29 protein-coding genes are annotated in these 18,327 nt (G+C 44.0%); 14 read left to right on the top strand and 15 right to left on the bottom strand.

Going from position 1 to position 18,327, the window contains the following annotated elements; genetic code table 11:
- The first annotated feature begins 49 nt into the window (after nucleotides 1–49).
- Nucleotides 50–223 carry a hypothetical protein gene (locus FD723_RS18950; RefSeq protein WP_179066716.1) on the top strand — a complete coding sequence of 58 codons (174 nt, stop codon included), beginning with the start codon at nucleotides 50–52 and terminating at the stop codon, nucleotides 221–223.
- 104 nt (nucleotides 224–327) lie between these two features.
- On the opposite strand, the gene FD723_RS18945 is transcribed toward FD723_RS18950, so the two are convergent.
- Both FD723_RS18945 and FD723_RS18940 read right to left on the bottom strand, forming a co-directional pair.
- Complete coding sequence (locus tag FD723_RS18945) at nucleotides 328–945, bottom strand: hypothetical protein (protein ID WP_179066715.1); 618 nt, start codon at nucleotides 943–945, stop codon at nucleotides 328–330.
- 88 nt (nucleotides 946–1,033) lie between these two features.
- Nucleotides 1,034–1,516, bottom strand: a complete 483-nt coding sequence (locus FD723_RS18940; RefSeq protein WP_179066714.1) for a hypothetical protein — start codon at nucleotides 1,514–1,516, stop codon at nucleotides 1,034–1,036.
- A gap of 87 nt (nucleotides 1,517–1,603) precedes the next feature.
- On the opposite strand from FD723_RS18940, the gene FD723_RS18935 reads away from it, so the two are divergent.
- Nucleotides 1,604–1,954, top strand: a complete 351-nt coding sequence (locus FD723_RS18935; RefSeq protein WP_179066713.1) for a hypothetical protein — start codon at nucleotides 1,604–1,606, stop codon at nucleotides 1,952–1,954.
- Here FD723_RS18935 and FD723_RS18930 read toward each other — a convergent pair.
- Nucleotides 1,893–2,246: a helix-turn-helix domain-containing protein gene (locus tag FD723_RS18930; protein WP_179066712.1), complete on the bottom strand. Its 354-nt coding sequence runs from the start codon at nucleotides 2,244–2,246 to the stop codon at nucleotides 1,893–1,895. The two genes, FD723_RS18935 and FD723_RS18930, sit on opposite strands and share 62 nt — an antisense overlap.
- A 102-nt stretch (nucleotides 2,247–2,348) precedes the next feature.
- On the opposite strand from FD723_RS18930, the gene FD723_RS18925 reads away from it, so the two are divergent.
- The 12 genes from FD723_RS18925 to FD723_RS44160 all read left to right on the top strand — a co-directional run bounded on the left by FD723_RS18925 (nucleotide 2,349) and on the right by FD723_RS44160 (nucleotide 10,383).
- Nucleotides 2,349–2,573 carry a hypothetical protein gene (locus FD723_RS18925; protein ID WP_179066711.1) on the top strand — a complete coding sequence of 75 codons (225 nt, stop codon included), beginning with the start codon at nucleotides 2,349–2,351 and terminating at the stop codon, nucleotides 2,571–2,573.
- A 28-nt stretch (nucleotides 2,574–2,601) separates the two neighbouring features.
- A complete protein-coding gene (locus FD723_RS18920; RefSeq protein WP_179066710.1) occupies nucleotides 2,602–2,961 on the top strand; it encodes a hypothetical protein in 360 nt (119 codons plus the stop codon).
- 57 nt (nucleotides 2,962–3,018) lie between these two features.
- Entirely contained in the window at nucleotides 3,019–4,389 is a 1,371-nt protein-coding gene (locus FD723_RS18915) for a hypothetical protein (RefSeq protein ID WP_179066709.1), read from the top strand.
- A gap of 190 nt (nucleotides 4,390–4,579) precedes the next feature.
- On the top strand, nucleotides 4,580–5,179 hold the full coding sequence (locus FD723_RS18910) for an alpha-ketoglutarate-dependent dioxygenase AlkB (RefSeq protein ID WP_179066708.1): 600 nt from the start codon (nucleotides 4,580–4,582) through the stop codon (nucleotides 5,177–5,179).
- A 22-nt stretch (nucleotides 5,180–5,201) separates the two neighbouring features.
- Nucleotides 5,202–5,408: a hypothetical protein gene (locus FD723_RS18905; RefSeq protein WP_179066707.1), complete on the top strand. Its 207-nt coding sequence runs from the start codon at nucleotides 5,202–5,204 to the stop codon at nucleotides 5,406–5,408.
- A gap of 85 nt (nucleotides 5,409–5,493) precedes the next feature.
- Nucleotides 5,494–6,198, top strand: coding sequence for a hypothetical protein (locus FD723_RS18900; protein ID WP_179066706.1), 705 nt, complete (start codon nucleotides 5,494–5,496; stop codon nucleotides 6,196–6,198).
- Nucleotides 6,191–7,273 (top strand): hypothetical protein, encoded by a 1,083-nt coding sequence (locus tag FD723_RS18895; protein WP_179063517.1) that lies wholly within the window; start codon nucleotides 6,191–6,193, stop codon nucleotides 7,271–7,273. The genes FD723_RS18900 and FD723_RS18895 overlap by 8 nt, the downstream gene beginning before the upstream one ends.
- The gene (locus FD723_RS18890; protein ID WP_179066705.1) at nucleotides 7,270–7,854 is read left to right on the top strand and encodes a hypothetical protein; all 585 of its coding nucleotides are present in this window, start codon (nucleotides 7,270–7,272) and stop codon (nucleotides 7,852–7,854) included. The genes FD723_RS18895 and FD723_RS18890 overlap by 4 nt, the downstream gene beginning before the upstream one ends.
- Entirely contained in the window at nucleotides 7,851–8,402 is a 552-nt protein-coding gene (locus FD723_RS18885) for a hypothetical protein (protein WP_179066704.1), read from the top strand. Before FD723_RS18890 ends, FD723_RS18885 begins: the two co-directional genes overlap by 4 nt.
- Entirely contained in the window at nucleotides 8,399–8,584 is a 186-nt protein-coding gene (locus FD723_RS18880; protein ID WP_179066703.1) for a hypothetical protein, read from the top strand. Before FD723_RS18885 ends, FD723_RS18880 begins: the two co-directional genes overlap by 4 nt.
- A gap of 790 nt (nucleotides 8,585–9,374) precedes the next feature.
- Nucleotides 9,375–9,929 carry a DNA cytosine methyltransferase gene (locus tag FD723_RS44165; RefSeq protein WP_179066702.1) on the top strand — a complete coding sequence of 185 codons (555 nt, stop codon included), beginning with the start codon at nucleotides 9,375–9,377 and terminating at the stop codon, nucleotides 9,927–9,929.
- Nucleotides 9,913–10,383 carry a hypothetical protein gene (locus tag FD723_RS44160; protein WP_179066701.1) on the top strand — a complete coding sequence of 157 codons (471 nt, stop codon included), beginning with the start codon at nucleotides 9,913–9,915 and terminating at the stop codon, nucleotides 10,381–10,383. The genes FD723_RS44165 and FD723_RS44160 overlap by 17 nt, the downstream gene beginning before the upstream one ends.
- Before the next feature lie 68 nt (nucleotides 10,384–10,451).
- Here FD723_RS44160 and FD723_RS18865 read toward each other — a convergent pair whose 3' ends face one another.
- The 12 genes from FD723_RS18865 to FD723_RS18810 form a co-directional block, all read right to left on the bottom strand.
- The gene (locus FD723_RS18865; RefSeq protein ID WP_179066700.1) at nucleotides 10,452–11,132 is read right to left on the bottom strand and encodes a hypothetical protein; all 681 of its coding nucleotides are present in this window, start codon (nucleotides 11,130–11,132) and stop codon (nucleotides 10,452–10,454) included.
- Entirely contained in the window at nucleotides 11,133–11,588 is a 456-nt protein-coding gene (locus FD723_RS18860; protein WP_179066699.1) for a hypothetical protein, read from the bottom strand.
- Nucleotides 11,589–12,104: a hypothetical protein gene (locus FD723_RS18855; RefSeq protein ID WP_179066698.1), complete on the bottom strand. Its 516-nt coding sequence runs from the start codon at nucleotides 12,102–12,104 to the stop codon at nucleotides 11,589–11,591. It lies immediately after the preceding gene.
- Nucleotides 12,070–12,327: a hypothetical protein gene (locus FD723_RS18850; protein WP_179066697.1), complete on the bottom strand. Its 258-nt coding sequence runs from the start codon at nucleotides 12,325–12,327 to the stop codon at nucleotides 12,070–12,072. Before FD723_RS18850 ends, FD723_RS18855 begins: the two co-directional genes overlap by 35 nt.
- Nucleotides 12,324–12,749: a hypothetical protein gene (locus FD723_RS18845; protein ID WP_179066696.1), complete on the bottom strand. Its 426-nt coding sequence runs from the start codon at nucleotides 12,747–12,749 to the stop codon at nucleotides 12,324–12,326. Before FD723_RS18845 ends, FD723_RS18850 begins: the two co-directional genes overlap by 4 nt.
- Before the next feature lie 77 nt (nucleotides 12,750–12,826).
- Nucleotides 12,827–13,765, bottom strand: a complete 939-nt coding sequence (locus tag FD723_RS18840) for a major capsid protein (RefSeq protein WP_179066695.1) — start codon at nucleotides 13,763–13,765, stop codon at nucleotides 12,827–12,829.
- 98 nt (nucleotides 13,766–13,863) lie between these two features.
- A complete protein-coding gene (locus FD723_RS18835; protein WP_179066694.1) occupies nucleotides 13,864–14,607 on the bottom strand; it encodes a hypothetical protein in 744 nt (247 codons plus the stop codon).
- 100 nt (nucleotides 14,608–14,707) lie between these two features.
- Entirely contained in the window at nucleotides 14,708–15,385 is a 678-nt protein-coding gene (locus tag FD723_RS18830; protein WP_218651744.1) for a hypothetical protein, read from the bottom strand.
- Nucleotides 15,385–15,996, bottom strand: coding sequence for a hypothetical protein (locus FD723_RS18825; protein WP_179066692.1), 612 nt, complete (start codon nucleotides 15,994–15,996; stop codon nucleotides 15,385–15,387). Before FD723_RS18825 ends, FD723_RS18830 begins: the two co-directional genes overlap by 1 nt.
- Nucleotides 15,997–15,998: 2 nt before the next feature.
- Nucleotides 15,999–16,277, bottom strand: a complete 279-nt coding sequence (locus FD723_RS18820) for a hypothetical protein (RefSeq protein ID WP_179066691.1) — start codon at nucleotides 16,275–16,277, stop codon at nucleotides 15,999–16,001.
- Between the two features lies 1 nt (nucleotide 16,278).
- Complete coding sequence (locus tag FD723_RS18815; protein WP_179066690.1) at nucleotides 16,279–17,478, bottom strand: hypothetical protein; 1,200 nt, start codon at nucleotides 17,476–17,478, stop codon at nucleotides 16,279–16,281.
- Nucleotides 17,462–18,169: a hypothetical protein gene (locus FD723_RS18810; protein WP_179066689.1), complete on the bottom strand. Its 708-nt coding sequence runs from the start codon at nucleotides 18,167–18,169 to the stop codon at nucleotides 17,462–17,464. Before FD723_RS18810 ends, FD723_RS18815 begins: the two co-directional genes overlap by 17 nt.
- Between the last annotated feature and the right edge of the window lie 158 nt (nucleotides 18,170–18,327).

Below are 18,327 nucleotides of genomic sequence, written 5' to 3'. Positions count from 1 at the left end.
GTTGATCGCTCCCATTCAGCAGTCACAGGCAAAGAGTCACCTTTGTCCAATGTCTGCTGTCCAATCAGGTGCGATCGCGTCTTTGCCGGGGAGATCGCACCAACCCACTCAGAGGATAAAAACGGTGCGCTGCTGCCCTGCCATCAGTAGCCAATTACGGCACAACTGCCCTACAGGATCTCTTCAGACGCCGTTTCCCCTGCCTTGGGTAACAGAACCTTGAAAACTAAATAGAGGACAAATTGAAAGCAGAGAAGAAAAATTTTCAGGAACTAGCACTTCTGACTTATGGACAAAAAACAGGACTTACACATTACCAAAATAGCTCTAATTACTACATTTTCTATCTCTTACACCTTGTTTATTGAGAAGAATGTAATTGTAGCCATGCAGACGCTCATCGTCTAATTTTCCCTGTTCAGCTTTCCTAAAAGCATCGTCTAAATCTTTTTGTGCTTCTTGCACCGCATTTTCAGCTTGCTGACAAGTCCAAGGGTAGCCGCCTGTGTAGACAGTGCATCCGCCAAATAGAAAAATTAAGCCCCAAAATACCAAGCCAAGCTCTTTTTCTCTTTTCCGAGCCTCTTTTTTGAGTTCCTGAGATGCCTCTGCACTCATTGCTGGACTAAAATCAGGTATTTTTGGGGGTTCTGCATTAGTTAAGCTAAATTTTTCACTCCAGAACACTGGACTACCATCTGAAGGACGCGCGTATATCTTGACGTGATTAATAGATTCAGGGGCTAACGACATTAAACTGGAGCGAATGATGCTAACTAGCGACTCTTGGCTTGGCATTTCTGGCGATTCTAGAACGATTTGCAAGGAGTCATCTTTTTTGGCGACTTTGGCAATAATACGTTTTCCTTTCAAGGAGTTATTTATCAGTGTTGCGATCGCCAGAGCGTCACCAAGTTTCGCTTCTTCAGTTATGTGTGAATCCATCGTAATTTTTTCAACAGCCTACAGCTACATAAAGCCCAAAAAGCGATCGCGTTTAACCACTTGATGAAAAATTTTTCATCAAGTGAGATTACCAGCCGCGAGCATTAATAGCTTGACAGTAATACTTCATTGCTGTGCTACCAGGGCTATCCCCATGAGCAGGAATTTCCTTATCACCTTCCTTCTCCTCACTTATCTTCTTGCCAGCACTGTTGTAGATTCTATAACCAACCGTCCACAACCTTTCATCACCACACGAAGCATGAAGCATATACTCAAACATCAAGTCGTTTTTCAGTTGGTAAATCTTGAGAACCTCCCCGAATTTGCGATCTTTTTTCCCCATAGTCTGAGTATCTAACTTAAACGGAACGCCATCACTGTCAGTTCCAACAGTGAAAAACTGTTCAGCGCCTTCAGCAAGCACAAGCCCATTGGTACTTACAACTGAAATCGTTCCTGTCAACAACACACCGACTAATCGCTTGAGGTAATTCATGCTGGATACTAGCTGGTTAACATTTCTTCCTTTGTAGTCTTTTGTTACTGGGTGGCGTTGTAGCAAAGACACTGAAAAGTCAGTGAAGATTGTGCGATCGCTTTAGTCGCACTTGTTGAAAAATTTTTCAGGATCATTATCCACTCAAATTTTTCAGGAATGAACATCATAAAATCAAGCAGCAAAAATCATCCTTGTTCTGGCTTTTTGGTAAATAATACAGCTATTACAATGAGTGAACCATCATCACTTATTCCCAAAATGCAGAGTTTTCGACTGATATTTGCCCAAATGCGGATAAAAGCCCTTTCAGAATTTACATCTAACCTGATCTCCGATCTAGAGTCTGAGGGCTTTACATTCCGTGATTTTCTTCTGGCCCTGGCGGATTGGTCGGAAAACCAGTCTAACAACTGGCAAAGTGCCGCTTACTACTTAGAGCAGGCCGCTAGTCCTCCGCCATCTCAATCCCGGCGTGAATCGCCATCTGAGCAACCAAAAGCTGAATAAGCCTGAACTGCTCGACCTTTTCTAATTTGGAAGCGATCGCCATTACATCTTCTGCCGTATGAGCTTCTGGTAATGTTTCTGATTTAGCTCCGGTAATTTCGGCAATTAACTGGAGTAAGTTTCTACCGCTTGCATCTGCGATCGCTTTCAAGTTATCCAAATCTGGCTCACTATTACCCGACTCCCAATTTCTCAAAGTGCCGGGATTTACGCCCAAATCCCTGGCAAATCTTCCCTGGCTCCTATCCCCCCTAGCAAGACGTACTATAGTCGCCAGTTTTTTTAAGTCCATTTTTTGTGCAAATTCTACTGTAAAGATTTTGCACTTTATTGCTATACGCGGCTACGTGGTTTACACTTAACAATAGACTGATGAGGTTCAGTTACTAAACTAATGAGCAAAACTACTACAAGAAGTTTACGACTACCTAATGCAATTGATGAAAAACTACAGCTTGAATCACAGAGAACGGGCATCCCTTTAACCGGAATCATTCTTGCTGCCGTACAAGAATGGCTTGAATACGAGAATATAACTTACTCACTCAGGCTTCCTAGCGGACAATTCATTGAGATAACAGCAACAAATGGAAAGACTGATACCGGAGAGCTAGCTTAACCTCTCTCTCATCTACCACCTACCAACAATGGAGCAACCAGGAAGATACCAAACAGAGAGATTCATCCCCGAAAGCCAGATTGAGGCTCTTGTAGAGAAACTCGTCAAAAAAAAGTTAGCAGAAATGTTAGGGGTCAACGTCAACGCCCAACCGCATCGGCAGTGGTATGACACTGAAGACGCCTACTCCCTGCTGGCGCTGAATACAACCGAGCAATTAAGGGAGATGGTACGCAGCGGATTATTAAGAATTGGGTATGAAGTGCGTGATGTGCGATCGCCCTCTTCTCAAGTCCCCCGCTATCAGTTTCACATTGAAAAATGTGAGCTTCGATTATCAATGCCCCCCGAACAAAGACAAATAAAAAAGACAAAAAAAACAGCGTAACTTTCACGAGTTACGCCGAAAAATTCTTTTTTACTAAGTACTTAATAGGACTTAATTATGGCACAAAAATTCAATAATTTCAAGCCCTGCGATCCTCGTGAGATAAAGGTTCCCAGTAACTTAAATGCTGATGAATCTGAGGTACAAAAAGTTATATCAGCCTACAACGCTGATGGTTTGATTCCTGACATTACCATCACTGAAGATGGAGAATTAATTGAAGGTATTAATAGCCTAATAGCTGCAATCAAGATAGGACAGAACATAGTCCCGACAATAGTAGCAGCACAACCAAAACTAGAGTTATCAGTACCATTACTAATAAATACTGAACTACTTTATGTTCATCCCTTGAATGCCACAATTTACGGTGAGAATGAAGACTTGAGTGGTCTGGAAGCTGCTATATCCGAAACAGGTTGGATCAAGACCTTAGTTGCCACTCCAGACGGAAACGGCAGATACAGGATAGTGAGTGGCAACAGCTGCTTCAAAGTTGGTTGCAAGCTGGGTAGAAAAGAATTCTCCGTTGAACTCAAAATTTTTAATAATCAACAGGAAGAATTCAGAGCGCTACTTGCTGGCAATGTTGGGCGGGAGAAGACGATAGAGCAGAAAGTCAGAGAAGGGCTGCTCTGGGAGAAGATTGAGCGCGAGGAAGCCAAGGCTAGACAGGGGAAAGCCGGACTTGGTGAGGGTACAGTCCGCGATCGCGTTTCTAGACTGGTGCGATTAGGTAGTGGCGTAAACTACGAACATGCTGTAGCTGCCGTGAAAGTTTTAGATGAAACTGCTGGCGCTCCCGAAGGAAGTGTGCGGCATCAACAGCATCAGCAACTAAAGCAGATACTCTCACGTACCAGAGGCGTGGACGCTGCATATAAGTTGATCAAACCAGAACCACCGCCCAAGCAAACCTCTCAACAGCGTTGGACACCCAAAATCTTAGATAAGGTGAAAATCATTGCTGGCCCTCACAAAGGTGCGATCGCAACTGTGCGAACAGCAGGGGGCGCATTTTCTGCGGACTGCTACATTGAGGGCGATCCAGAAAACAAGAGACATCAAATAGCTTTCAATCAAATGGAAGCCTTGCCCGAAGAGAAACCACTCACATCAGTGGCTCAGGAGTTGAAACAGAAGCAGAAAGAGTTGGGATTGTCAGGGCGTAGTTCACCGCCGCAGGCATCGCAGTTACTCCCCGACAAAGACCGTAACGAGGGATTCAACACCTCAGAGCAACCAACCTTGATGGTGACTTTGACTAGTGATGAGATAGCTGTGGCAGAAGCGGCAGACAAGATCCTCAAGCTAACTTCAAAACAGCTGTATGAGGTGATGTGCAAAGTAGAGCCTAGCCTTACCGGTGCCCATCTAGAAGCCATCTGGAAGGCTCTAGAGAAATCTTTGGCGCACAAGGCGGCGTGATGAAAAACACTCTCAGCACTATTAAATTGTCGGCGGCGGATTACATCAGAATCATTGCAGGTAAGCCGATTCTGATTGGCACGACTGACTTGATACTGGGTCGACAATACAAGCTTGTCAATATAACCACAAAAACTTATATGAGTCGCTACTTGAATTCAGTTCTCGGAGATTGGAGCTACTGGAAATAATGCAGCAGTTAAATTTATTCGAGGTAATTAGCACGCTACCAGTTGAGTACTATCCTGGCTTTTTGCACGGCAGTGAAGGCGAAGCCCTCCTAGCTCATTGCAGAGCTTTGCAATGGCAGCAAAACGAAATCAGAATGCTAGGAAAACCACTTCAAGTCCCACGACTTGAGTGCATGTATGGCAAAGATGGGGCGAGTTATCTGTACTCCAACAGCGTCAGTCTTGAGGCGCTGTCCTGGACTCCAGAGTTACTTCAGTTACGCGATCGCATCACCGTTTTCTGTGGTTACGAGTTTGATATTGTGATCGGCAATCGCTACCGCAATGGTCAGGACTCCATCGGCTGGCATTCTGACGATGAGCTATCAATGGGGTATCGTCCGGCGATCGCTTCTATCAGCCTCGGAGCGTGTCGTAAGTTTTCCGTCAAGCCGAGGATAAAAGGCTCTAAATCCACTCATTTTTGGCTTGAGCATGGCTCTTTATTGCTCATGCTACCTGGGTGTCAAGAGGGTTATGTTCATCAGTTGCCAAAGGATGACAAGTGTTTTATTGAGCGAATTAATTTGACTTTCCGCCCCTACGGAAGGCTGAAGTGAAGTAACGCAAACCATTATTCAAATGAGCAACAGACCTGATTCACCTTGGTACTATGCAATGGCTTTTTATGCCTTATCAAGGGCACACAGCAAGCTGCACGGACTAATTAGATTTGTTGGTAGAACTGATTCTTTTCAAAAATCGGAATCTGATAATCAATTAATCAAGGAAGCTCTTGATGATATTGAGGGTGAACTCGATTCTGTACGCCAGAGCATTGATGAGTGAGCAAACCAATGGTTAACCTTAACCCAAAAAAAGAGGCTCCATTCGCAGCATTAAACACGCACTACAAACGAAGCCACAAAGCAATATGATTATACCATTTAAATTTACCCTTGAGACAGCAGAAGAACTTTACTTTTCAACCGAGCAATATCCAGTTGATTTTGAGATTGCGTGGAAAGTTTTGGGCTACAGCCGCAAAGATTCAGCTAAGAGAAAACTAATTAGCTACTTCAATCAAGATACAGATTACCGACTCCACAGTAATGTGGAGTCGGCTCCAGACGGAGGTTTGACGCATCGGGAGGATATCTACTTAACAGTAGAATGCTTCAAAGAAATGGGGATGTTGGCGAAGAGTGAAGAAGGTAAGCAGATCCGAAAATATTTTCTAACTTGTGAAGCGATCGCCAAGCAATCGACTAAATTAATTCCGCAACTCCAACGGCAGATTCAGCAGTTACAAGATAACTTTGATCGCCTCCAATCCCAAGTCCAAAAAATACTCCCACCATCATCTGATTTCATCCCGCCAGGATGGGATGCAAGAACATGGGCGGCACTACCACAACAAGATAAACGTCATTTTCGCTATCTATACCAAAACTTCAGCTTCCATCCAGAGTCTGAGGCGATCGATCCTGCACTGATTTCCGCAGATGCAAAGCTCCAGCAAAGACAAGAAATGGAGCAAATTATCGGTGAGGTAACGCCCTCCGAAACCTGGAGGATAGAGGATGCAAAACAAGAATTATTGGCGCGATTCTGGGCAGAGGGAGCGAACGATGAATAACTTTGCATCCTTCACACTTGGGCAAATCAGCGCCCCAGTCAACATCCTTAAAGAATTCCTTGAGATATTCAATCGTCGCCATAAATGTAAGGCAGCAATCCTATCTTGGTTAGATGGCAAGCATTTTTATGGGCATGAATGGGCAAGAATCACCCTTGAAGAACTGGGCAAAATCTTAGGATATTGTCGAGAGACGATTGGCAAACATCTTAGAGAATTGGTAGCAGATAAACTAGTTGATGAATTACCAGCAAATCTTTTTCCAAAGGATACAGCCAATAAATACAGGCTAAATCCTAACTGGTTGCCACCCATAGAATTTGATAAATCGCAGTGGGATATCTTATCAAAACTACTGGGCTTCTGGAAGTATCTGGATATGCTACCAAAAATCTTGTTTTTCGGTCGATGCGAAAAAATTGACATAGATGGGCCAAAAAATGAGCCTATCAATGCGAATAATCCGCCAACATTAGAAACTAACTTAAAGCTTTTTAAAAACAACAACACTGCTGTTGCGGGAAAAAAGGAAGTGGTTGAGGAAGAGGAGCCAGACTGGGAATCAATCGCTACTGCAACTAGTACTTGGGAGCAAACCCAGATTATTCACTCCGTTGAAAACAATGAAGAAATCTCCTCAACTGACGAGATAGATCCTCATGAGGATTTACTTCCCGCGCCGGAAAATAAGACTGTTGCAAGTTCAAATTCAAAACCCACAAAACAGGAAATCAGGGAGACTTGCACCGAATTAAAAAGGCTGCGAGTTAATCCAGATCCGTGTTTAGGAGTGATTAAGAAATATTGGGGTAATGTGGCAGGTGCGATCGCTCGTGTCAAAGAGGCGATCGCTGAGGGTTGGTGCGATAATCCCACAGGGTTATTCATCAATAGTTGCAAGAGCGGAAGCAAGGCTAAAACTGCTGTGACTACTGACGTGAGCGATTGGTTTGAATGGGCAAGAAGGCGAGGAATAGTGCTTGCAATGCAAGGTGGAAAATGGGCTTACCTGCCAGATGGAAGCCAAGCTTCACTTGAAGACATGATGCAAAATTATCCAATGGGAGAGCCATGAAAGCCATCACAATCAAAGCCCCTCTAGCCTGGGCTATATTCAACGCCAATTACACAGACCTTTTCTATTACGAGCCTATTGATTGCCCTACCCAGCTAGCAATTCACGCAGCCAAATCCGCATATAGTTTCGATGTTGAAAAATTTTTCAAGAACACAGGAATCGTCACCCCTCCTGCGAACCGATTACCCTTGGGGCAGGTTATCGGAATTGTGACAGTCGAGACGTGTATTGATTGCGATTCTCGTTGGGATTGGATAATTAGCAATCCCAAGTCCATCAGACACTTTGACTACAAAGGGCAAACTGGGATTTACGAAATTCCAGACTCGCGCATTGATTATGATTGCTCTAAAAACCCCATCATTGAGGAGTGTGGGTACAAATCAAGCGGCAATCCTAGAGGGCAATGGCGAGTCAATGTGTGTCCGCATCCCGTAACCGTTAATCATTATTCTTATGCGGTGGCGATCGCAGGCGGGGTAATGGGCAGTGGCATTCCTGGGCATGACCTTTTACACGGGTGCTACGCAGATCCAGAAGAGGCACTTCAAGCTGGGATAGAGGAGCTTTACGAATGAATTTTTCAGCTAGACAGCTTGAACTCATAAGCTCCCAAGTCAGCCTGATCACTCCTGCTAAAATCATGATTTGTGAAGGCTTTGCCTATAGACAGATCCCAGATTACCATCATCACATTCAGTGCCATATTAGAGGCTCCAAAAAGCCACTGCTGATTATAGAAACCGATCCTAGTACTTCATTGCATCGCGCACTTTTTTGGCAAACGAAACTCATGGGTTTTGACGTGAAGCACGTCGCTCATATTCAGCGAGATGATGAAGGTGGTTGTGCATTGTCGGTTGAGCTTTGGCTGGTTGACCACAAACAGACCATTGAGGAGATAACAACCACTGCAAAATCCTGTCTCAATTGTCTCATGGGAGAATTTCATCCAGTAATTGATAGCGGTTTGTACTCCTACTCTGGCGAGTGCTGTCATTTTGAAACTGGCATCCGCGAACAAGTTTTACCAATCATTGAGGTTGAGAGCGAGTACTTGGTAGAAGTTGAGCAGATGTTTGAGCGAGTTGGTCGGCAATGCCCAATGTGGGAGCCAAAACAATGAAAGTAATTATTAGAGTTGAGGAAACGATCACTAGAGACGCGGAGATTGATATTCCAGATAATACGGAAGACGTAAGAGAGTATTGCCTAGCGCTCTATAACCGAAACGAACTTGATGAGGAGCTTGAGGTAACTGATTCCACTTTCTCTTCTTTTGAAGTAGAAGTAGTGGAGGCGAAGTGATGACCACAATTGCGCCCAACCTCGGAAAATTATTCACCAGCCTCACCAAGCGCCCAGCTACCCCGGAAGATATCGCCCTACTCGCACCTGGCGATTGGATTAGCGAGAGGGAATGCCCCTGGTCTTGGCAGTTCAAAAACTCTTGTCAGGATATGGCAATAGGTGTGTGGGAGGGTAAAGAGTTTTTTATCCCACATCACCTATTGATGGTTTGTGAAATCATCGAGGGGCAGGTTGTTGAAAAATTTTTCAGGAAGCTCGAACCAAAATTTAAGGTAGGCGAGCCTTGGGATTCACCTCAAGAATGGTCAAGTGTCGGCGTGCGATGCTCTTATGAAGACGATCTGATTACCTGGGGTGATAGGTGCTTCAAAATTCAACCCAAAATCAAGGAAAAGTACCTTAATCCTCGTGTGCTGGTAGATTTCTTGAGAGATAATTGGCACGTTTTACAATGCTTCTGCAAGCACCTGGTCAAGTCGTCTCAGCCTGCCACAGAAAAAGAAATAATTGCTCATTTTGGATGCACAACTAGTTACGCTAAAAGTGCGATAAGACTGGGCGTGAATTCGGGGATTCTAGTAAAACTTAAAGGCGGAAAATACGAGATATCTAGCCAGCCATTACTAGAAGAAATTAAGGATGAATCCTGGAACCCCGCACACTTCGGATCAACGCCACATCAAATCGAAGAGGATGGGCAGATAACTATTTTTTATGATGCGGGTGACGAACCGCCTGATCCAGATGATTTTGACACTATTGAAAAATTTGAGGAAGCTTGGAAACAATGGGAGAACCTACAGCAGGAATGCTCTTTTGTGGTGGAGGGGGCTGCTCAGAAGGCGCAGTTGCAGCAGGATACAGACCAGTGTGGGCGATCGAAGACAACCTCTACGCAGCAGCCGTCTACCGCAAGCGATTCCCAGGAGTCTTACTCATCGAGCAAGACATTACCACCATTAGCGACGAATTTATCAGGACTCTCCCAACTCCAGACATCATCATCGGCGGAAGTCCTTGCCAAAATTTCTCCCTTGCAGGCGATCGCACCGGGATTAAAGGAACTCGCTCAGGCTTGTTTTTTGAGTTCATCAGATTCCTGGAAATCAAGCAGCCTCCGTTTGTACTCTGGGAAAATGTTGATTCAGTCTTATCTAGTGGAGGGGGGCAAGACTTCATCAAAATCCTTGATGCGTTTGCAGAGGTGGGGTATGTGGGGAATTGGCAAGTTAGGAATGGCAATAGACACGTCCCCCAAAACCGAGAGCGAATCTTCGTTGTGGGTATGCACAGGCGATATTCGGGCAACAACTCCCAAGCTTGGGTTGAAAACTCTAGCTGAAATTATTGGTGAGGGGAACGCCATTGTTTATCGTGCTGCTGGGGGCGATCGCCTTTACCACGAAGAAGCACCTACACTGCGAAGTCTGTCAAGCACTGGTGGCAACCATCAATCTGGAACTGGAGCTTACAAAATCCGCGAATATGAGGGCGAAACCTACATTGAGCGCCCCATCAACGCGACTGAGGCAGAGCAATTAATGGGATGGGAGGTTGGTTCGACGGCGATCGGGATCAACAAAGAAGGGGATGAGATTACAATTTCTCAAACTCAGCGCATTAAGATGTTGGGCAACGGAATTGTGCCTGGGGAAATAACCGATATTTTGAGCGCAATTAAACCGATACTAGAGCGCAAATTAGAAAGTGTTGTGCCTGAAAATATGCGGTTCGCTTATCGGCAATTGCGGCAAAAAGGCATGAGCCATCAAGATGCACTTACTCGTTTGATATGAGAGGGATTGGGAATAGCGTTGCTCCCAAAATGATGCAATTGCGATCGCCATCAAAGCTGTGAAATAGCTTATTGCTCAGGAAACTCTACTAGCGGAACTTCTGATATATTTCTATAAGCCTTAGTAAGCCTCATGTCATCAAAATAACAAATTGCTCTTTGCGAAATATTTAAAATAGAAGCTCCAATCGAATTGTTTAAAGTTGCGACTATAGGAGAAGGATTGATGATATCCGATCCTATTTGGGTGCTATCTACTTTTAAGTAGATAGCACCTCTACTTCTTTCTACCGAGAAGTAATACCATGTATCAATAGATGGTGCCCAGCTAAAATAATATGGGCTATTATCAATAATTAATTCAATTGATGGAGAACTTGCGTTAAAATAGCCAACTCTAAAACCTGTAGATGAAGGGTTTCCAAGTTCTATAAAGGGGTGGAAATAGTTAGTTGTCCCTAAACTCGGAAATCTTACAAAAGTATCAAAAGTAAAATTTTCGTCTGTTTCTACAGAAAAATTATTATCTGGATCTTCTACTCCTATATAAGAAAAGAGAGATCCATTGCAAAATAGTGAACTATTCCCAAAATACTTCTGATCAGAACTAATTACTGCACTCCCTGTAATCGTATGACCCCTAATATCAGTTAAAGTTTCAAAGTGACATCCGAATACTACATTACTAAAGAATGGATCGCCTGTAAAACCAAGACGTGTAGGTAATAGCCCGCTTCCTAAAATAGCCATTTAATTTAGCGCTTCTTGAACTTGTGATGGTGATACGGGGTATACTCCCAATTGTTCAGCTTTTGATTGTCCTGGAATTTGCGATTGATAATTAGGATCTAGCTGTGTTTGATTTAGCAAAATCTGAACTGCATCTTTCGATTGTTGACTTAGTAGCCCAGAAACTATTACTAAGTATGCTTGTAATGAAGCCTTATTCTTTGAATCTGCTGCAACTCTGATATCCGCAACCAATCCGGGTATTTTGTATATTTCGATCGCTTCTGCGGGTGTGATCGCTGCAAATAGTTCCAAGATTGTCGGTAACTTATCAACTGTTATTTGTCCGACAGGATTAGGGATCAAAGGTTTCTTATTCAGTAGGCTGGCAATTGCTGGATAATCTTGTGATTGAACGAGTGCTGTATATTCAGATTTGGCTAACTCACTTTTAAGAATTTCAATTACATTAACCATTTAAGTCCCCACGTAATACCCGATTGAATAACTTATAGAGTTTGCGCCACTTAGATTTAAAATTAGTGGGCTGTTTTGTGCCAGTTTTATTTCGCTTCTTTCAGAATAAACCTGTGCAATTCCATCGCCCTTTGTCGGTGCTAGAATTGGTAATTTGTTACCACTTGAATCTTTCAGAATAATTGTAGTTTCTGTCGTTGTTTGATTTTGAATTAGCAAGCGTGTGATGTGAATTGATAGTCCCGCGCCTGGGGTTGCCGCGATCGTGTTATCTCCGCTATTGGAAACGGTTCCAGTAATATCAGTAATTACTAATGAAGGCTGTATTACAGGAAAGTAGCCATTTATTAAGGCAGAAGGCAAGCGATCGCGTATTTCCGTTTCTAGATCAATCTGGCTTTGTTGATTTGTGGCAGAGGCATCACCACCCCCGCCACTACCACCAAAAGAGTTAATAACATTGCCGTCGCTATCAACAATGTTAGTTTTCTGGTACGCCGTCTCTTGATATGTCATTCCGCTTATATTTTGTTTGGGGCTGGGCTGCGGGAGTAGGCTCCGGCAAAGAAGCAATTTCAACCGGAGTAGGTTCCGGCAAAGAAGCAACTTCAGCCGGAGTAGCTGCTACCACGACAGGAGATTTTGACCAACCTGCTTGAATCCATCCAGGTGAGTCAATCGCCGCAATCTCGCGAGTGCGCTTACCATCTGGACTGTAGAGAGTTACTGGAGCGCTCATGCTGTCAAAAATGCTCCATAATTCAAGTTGCCAGGGCTGCCAGTTTTTGTGGCTTTGGCGCGAACGTAAATAATGTTGGTGTAGCTAGCAGCAGGAAGATTTTTCTCTACCCATTCACCACTCAGTGGAATTTGGAAGCGATTGGCAATGCCAGTGGGGATAACAGTGCCAACGGGGATAAAAGTAGAGTTATCGGCGGAGGCTTCAATGGTGATTGTCCATTGTGCGCTTCCAGCTGCATACCCAGTGTGAGCAGCAACATCGATAACTGCTTTGTAGTAGAGAAGTTCAGCGACATTCGTGTTGCTGATCGCAGTTTCGGCAGTAGTAGCACTGATAGCTACGGCGGTGGTGAAGTCGCGTAAAATCAAACTTGCATCTAGCAAGATCGCGCGGCGGTTGGCGATAGTTGAACGAGCCATATTTTGGATTTTGGATTTTGGATTTTGGATTTTGGATCGGACTAGAGTCAATCCATTGATGAAAAATTTTTCAACAACTAAGAGATGGGCGCAGCGTTGGTAATCCCATACAACCGAGCAGCTGCGCGACCGTGGTAACAGGCGATCGCTGTGTACCAATCCACCCGTGTTCTGAATACCGGCTTGGTTTCCAGTTCACCTAGATCGCGGGTGGAGACGCCATACACACCATCAACCGCACCTTGAATGCCATTGAGCATCATTTCCTTGAAACAAACGCAATAAATGCTTTGGCATTGAGTGCTAGAAGTGCCATCGGGACTTGTTTCGGTAAAATCCAAGATGATTCCACCGTTGTTGTCGTAATCGGCGATCAAGATTGGTAGTCCGTTGTAATGCATTACGCGATTACCAAATTCATCTTGGCTAAAATCAATGTCACCTGAAATTGTGCGATTTCTGATTGCTTGATTTAGCTTTCGGCGTGCAGATTTGCCCATGATTAAGTGGGTGGGCGTGTCTACTTGGTCGATAAGTTGGTCAAGTTTTTCTAAAGAAAGCGGGCCGCCAGCATCATTATTGGAGATTAATTGCGTACCAGTTAAACGCACTTGTAACCCATCAAATCCACGCGAATCAATAGTTGAATCCCCTTTGATGAAGTTGTAAGTCCAGGATAGTGCAAGGGCTTTCACCTTCTGCATTTCATGCACAGAGCGCACTTGATCGCCTTGCATGTCAATGATGGCGCGATCTACATCCAAGTCGCCGCCAAAGATTTTGAGCGCCTCAGACTGGGGATTTAGTACGCCGACTGATTCTTTGTAGCCTTCGTTGATGCCCCGGAAACCTACACCAGGAAGCTTATCTTCGCGGTTGTAGTGTTTACCCGTTCCCGCTACATCTTCAAAAGGAATGGCGCGAAGGATATCAGAGGATGCGGCATATTCTTCAATAATTGTTGCAGTTTGGATGGAGGGAGCAAGTTTTGCTGCCTCCAAAAGAGTCATTGCCATGATGCGTGATGCCTAAATTAATGGTGTCTATGTCCGCCTTGGCATCACGCCTAAAGCTGTCTCGCAAAAACTGAGTCACTCAGTTTGGATATTTCTGTCTACTTAACTCCTAGTTCCCTAGCCTTTGCTATGCGTTCACTGCGAGGCAATGCCATGATTTGTTCTCGCAGCATTGCAGGATTTTGTGTCCCGTGCTGGCTTCGAGTCATCCCGCTTCCTGCACCATTGCCAATTGGATCAAACAGTGAAGCCGTGGGGCCACCGGAACGAAGCTTCAGCATCAAATCATCAACTGTGAAATTCGCGCCCTTGGTATCCCTGAGTGGCGTTTTATCGCGTGGGTCAATGATGGTGATTTTTCCCTGTTCATCAAGGACGATATAATTTGCGGCGCGATCGCGTATCAAGTCAAAGTACGTGTAGCCATCATCGTCTCTGCCACTTTTGCCGCCAGTCGCATAAAAGCTTTTCTCTAAAGCATTAACAATCTGGGTTTGCTTCAGATTCTCTTGTAACTGCTGAACCTGCTGGACAAGTGTTGTTTTTTCCTTGCCCCAGATATCTTTAAGTTCTGAGAAATTGCGCTGTTCTTCGAGCTTGCGTTCTTCGTAAGTCTGGGCTAGTTTTTCTAATTCTTGATATTTATTAGGGTCGATACCCTTAATTTTTTCTAAGTTTGTGGAAAGTTCCGCAACTTTCGTTTCTAATTCTTTAGCCCTTTGAGCCGCTGCGTCTCGCTCTTTACGAGTGGCTTGGGCTGTGTTGAGGATTTTAGTAATTTCCTCGTCAGAATACTGTTTGGTTTCGGGAGATGGAAGTGGTAAATCTAATTCAGTAGCCATAGTTAAGCATCACGCTTATACGAACGCTTTCAGATTTCCCGTATAGATAAAGGGGAGTAGGGGGAGAATAGCTAATGACCAATGATCAATGACTAATGACTTAACCAAGGCACACCCAAAGAGCTACTCGCAAAACATGGTTAACAAAATATAAAAACAAATCAACTGGCAAGAGAAGTAACGCAATTCTTAGACGCGATCGCCAAGACTCAATTAACCCGTACCACTCAGGATTAATAGCTTGTAATGCCCCCAATAAACTATCAGAATGCTCCTTCTCATCAAGCATGATTTTATTTAAAATCTTCCTAATATCGCTTGAGCAAACCTTAATTAATTCTCCATAAAATATAGTTTGCAATTCTTCTAAAACGTGCATAAATGCAAGTTTATTGGGCAAGTCATAAGAGGATGCTGTTAGCCCTTTAAAAAATAACCTAGAACTCAAAAACCGAGTACTGATACCATCTACAGGCTCTCCCCAATCACCATCACCCCAGGTTAAACGATTCCAGCCCAAGGACTCTTCTTTATTCATTAAATGCTGTGCTGGCAAATGAATCTTTGAGTTACCAAGGGTTGCAAAAGCTTGAGCGTGGTTGTATTCGCTTACTGCAAGACTTTCCAATAAATCCTTTAATCCGGGATATAAAGCTGACTGGCGACGACAGAATAAATAAACCCCAATCTCCAATCGCTTGAGAATATCAAGCATTAAATTGTGAGGCAATTTTATAAAAATTTTTGCAAATATTTTACAAGCTAATCTATTAATCATTACGAATACCCTAATAAAGTAATTACGTTGCCAGTAACTACAAAACAAACCCCATCTAAATAATTGCTATTAGCTGGATTTTTCGCAAATATTGAAACCCATTTATAGGTAGAATTAATTGTGAGATTGAATTTGCCCCCAGTATTGGGTAATTGAGCAATTGGGGTAGCTTCTTTCCCAGACATTCCAGTATTGGGTTCCGCCGACCATCTGTAGATGGCGATCGCATTACTACCCGACTGAATACTGATACCAAAACTAGGCTGAATTATCAGCCCTAGATTAGTTTGCGGTGCGTAAAATTGAAACGCCTTGCCACTCCCACCTGCTGCTGTAGTACAACCAGAAGTGCAAATGATTTGCCCTCCGAAGCTTGCGCCGCCCCCAGCGCCCCCACTTTTAAGCCATCGTCCAGTACTAGGGCTGTCGTTGGGCAGCAATACCAAATCATCATCACCAGTAGCGCTGCTGGCACTAATGAACGTGTACCAGCTAGGCAAGCCATTGGCATCGCTTTTTACTTGGCGTGAGTAACCATCAGTTCGCTGGCTACTGGTTAAGGCTTTTAATGTGGCGATATCGGCGATCGCATATCCAGTTTGAATAGTCACTTTTATCTCGGCATAGCATCAATGATTGGTATTCCTCCCACTGGCGCTACGAGGCTTACTTGGTCGCCAATTGCAAACACACCATTAGAAATTGCGCGTGCTGAAAATATTTGTCCTGCGGTATTTTGCGCTCTGTAATTTCCTGTGTCCGCATCGTAATTGAGAATTTTTACACTGTTTTCGAGGATGCGATCTACTGCTTTTTGGGCTTGCACTAATTTGGAGTGATAGATGCTTCGATTAGTGTTTGCAAGCGATCGCAATATTGATAGTTCATCCATACTAATAAACACATAATCCTATGATTGTGCAATATTCTGATTTGGTTGATATTTCTGGTGTTGTACCAAGGGTGATATTTTTCGATTTGAATTTTGTTGTACAGCGATCGGTCGATGGGATGAACTTGCTAGTTTGAAAAGTTATTCTTTTTTTGGTAACAAGATTTCCTGAAAAATAAGCAGTATTGATAATTTTTTTGTCTTTATCAAGATGCACGACAGGTGACTCCCTGTAGCTGTTTACGCACCCAACAGAATCGAGTGGTGGGTGTGCAAGAAAAGAATGGGTAAAGCTTTTGCGCCAGTCTTGGTTGTCTGGGAGCGAGATAAAATCTTCATCTGTATAATCAAAAACTTGAGCATCTTCAAGTTCAAGCGATCGCCTATTGAATTCAAATATTGTGATCTTTCTAAAATGCTCAGTAGAGACAGGAAGATTTTCTTTGAAACTAATATAAATTTTGTTGCCTACGACAGAGGGTAAAGCGGGTATTCCATATTCGGCATAAGCAGTATCGTAATTTAACTTTTTGATTTTCTTCCCATCACAAACATAGAAAATGGGATTAAATCTTACCGATCCACCCATTCCAGAATTAGGATAGGCTGGATTCAACCTTAAATAAAGATAGCCATCTGCATTTTCGCTTGGCTGGTATTGAAGTTCTAGACTGTACCCAATGCCCCCTTCTGCTGTAGGTTCGGTAGTTAGTGATCCTCCATCGTAGCTGATGGTTAGGGTATCGCCGCCTAAGCCACCTCCTGCATAGTCTATATATATAGTTCTTGGCTCTATTCCGACCTTAATTTTTTGCGATTTAGTTGCGGTTAGCGCAATATTATTATTTAAATATCCCGTGCTTAATAAAGCAACGAAGGAAAAGGTTTCGTTGCTTGTAATGTTAGTGATTGGCTGTAATTTTCTTGAAGGCATCGCATCATACTTGTTGAGTACGCCACCCCTCCTCAATCTGATATTTTCGCCTAATGCGATCGCCCCATTGGTTTGAGCGTTGCCATAAGAGATATTTCCATTACTATCTCGCAGTCTCCCCAAGCCCAGTTCGGCATCAAAGTTGGTGTAAATAGTGGGTGAAGATTGCTCTGATATCGCCTCTGCTGTATCAGTGGTTTTCTTCTGAAATAAATGGCGGTTGACAAGCGATCGCCCTTTTAAAATCTCACTAGCTTCCTGTGACATAGCCGCTATTCAATACCACGAGGGGAATTTGATAGCTGTAACCTTGTCCATCCGGTACGGTGATTGGGGAAGATTCCACGGCATAAGCAACGATGATGCCGTTGGCGCTCCTAGCGCGGAATGTCCCAGATCCGGTATCTGTGATATTAACTGTTGAGCCGCCGCCATTGGGTTGCAATTGAAAGTCGTCGGTAGTCGCGCTGGCGACTTGGTAAATAGTGCCTGCGGTAATCCCGCCGGGAAGTGTGGCTAGAGCGTCAGCTGTGAAAACCAACTTATCGCCGTTGATAAACCCATGAGCGGTGATGCTAATGCGATCGGTGGTGGCGTTGACATTACTGTTGGTGAAAGATTTTGATGAAACTGCCAATGAATCGGCAATTAGAAACGCAGTTTGGAACTGAAGAGAACCGCCTGAAGCGCTAAAACTGGCGCTAATGGTGGGTAATTCGTGGCGTTGATCTGTGGTGTCGTAACTGCCATCCGAGCCAAAATTGGCGATCGCTCTGGCATAGCCGTTTGTGGGTAGCAGTTCATTAGAGATGAAATCAGCCAGTGAGTTTGTCCGCCCCAGAGACGCAGTGTTCGCTAGCGCCAATCGGAATTTAGCAGTATCAGGAGGAGTAGAGCCACGGAAAAGGATTTTGGCGCTTTGGCTTACCCAGGCATTGGTGAAAATTAGCGTTGGCATAAATGGGGATTGGGGATTAGGGATTGGTCATTAGTCATTAGTCATTGGGTATTGGGACTGGGGATTTTGGATTTTAGATTAGAGGTTGGGGAATGGGGGAGTGGGGAGCAGGGAGCAGGGTAATGAGGACTGGGGGAGAATTATTCCCTACTCCCCAC

This window comes from Nostoc sp. C052 (assembly GCF_013393905.1).
Lineage (GTDB): Bacteria > Cyanobacteriota > Cyanobacteriia > Cyanobacteriales > Nostocaceae > Nostoc.
Note: the sequence above shows the minus strand (reverse complement) of the source record. Positions and strands in the feature narration are given on the sequence as shown.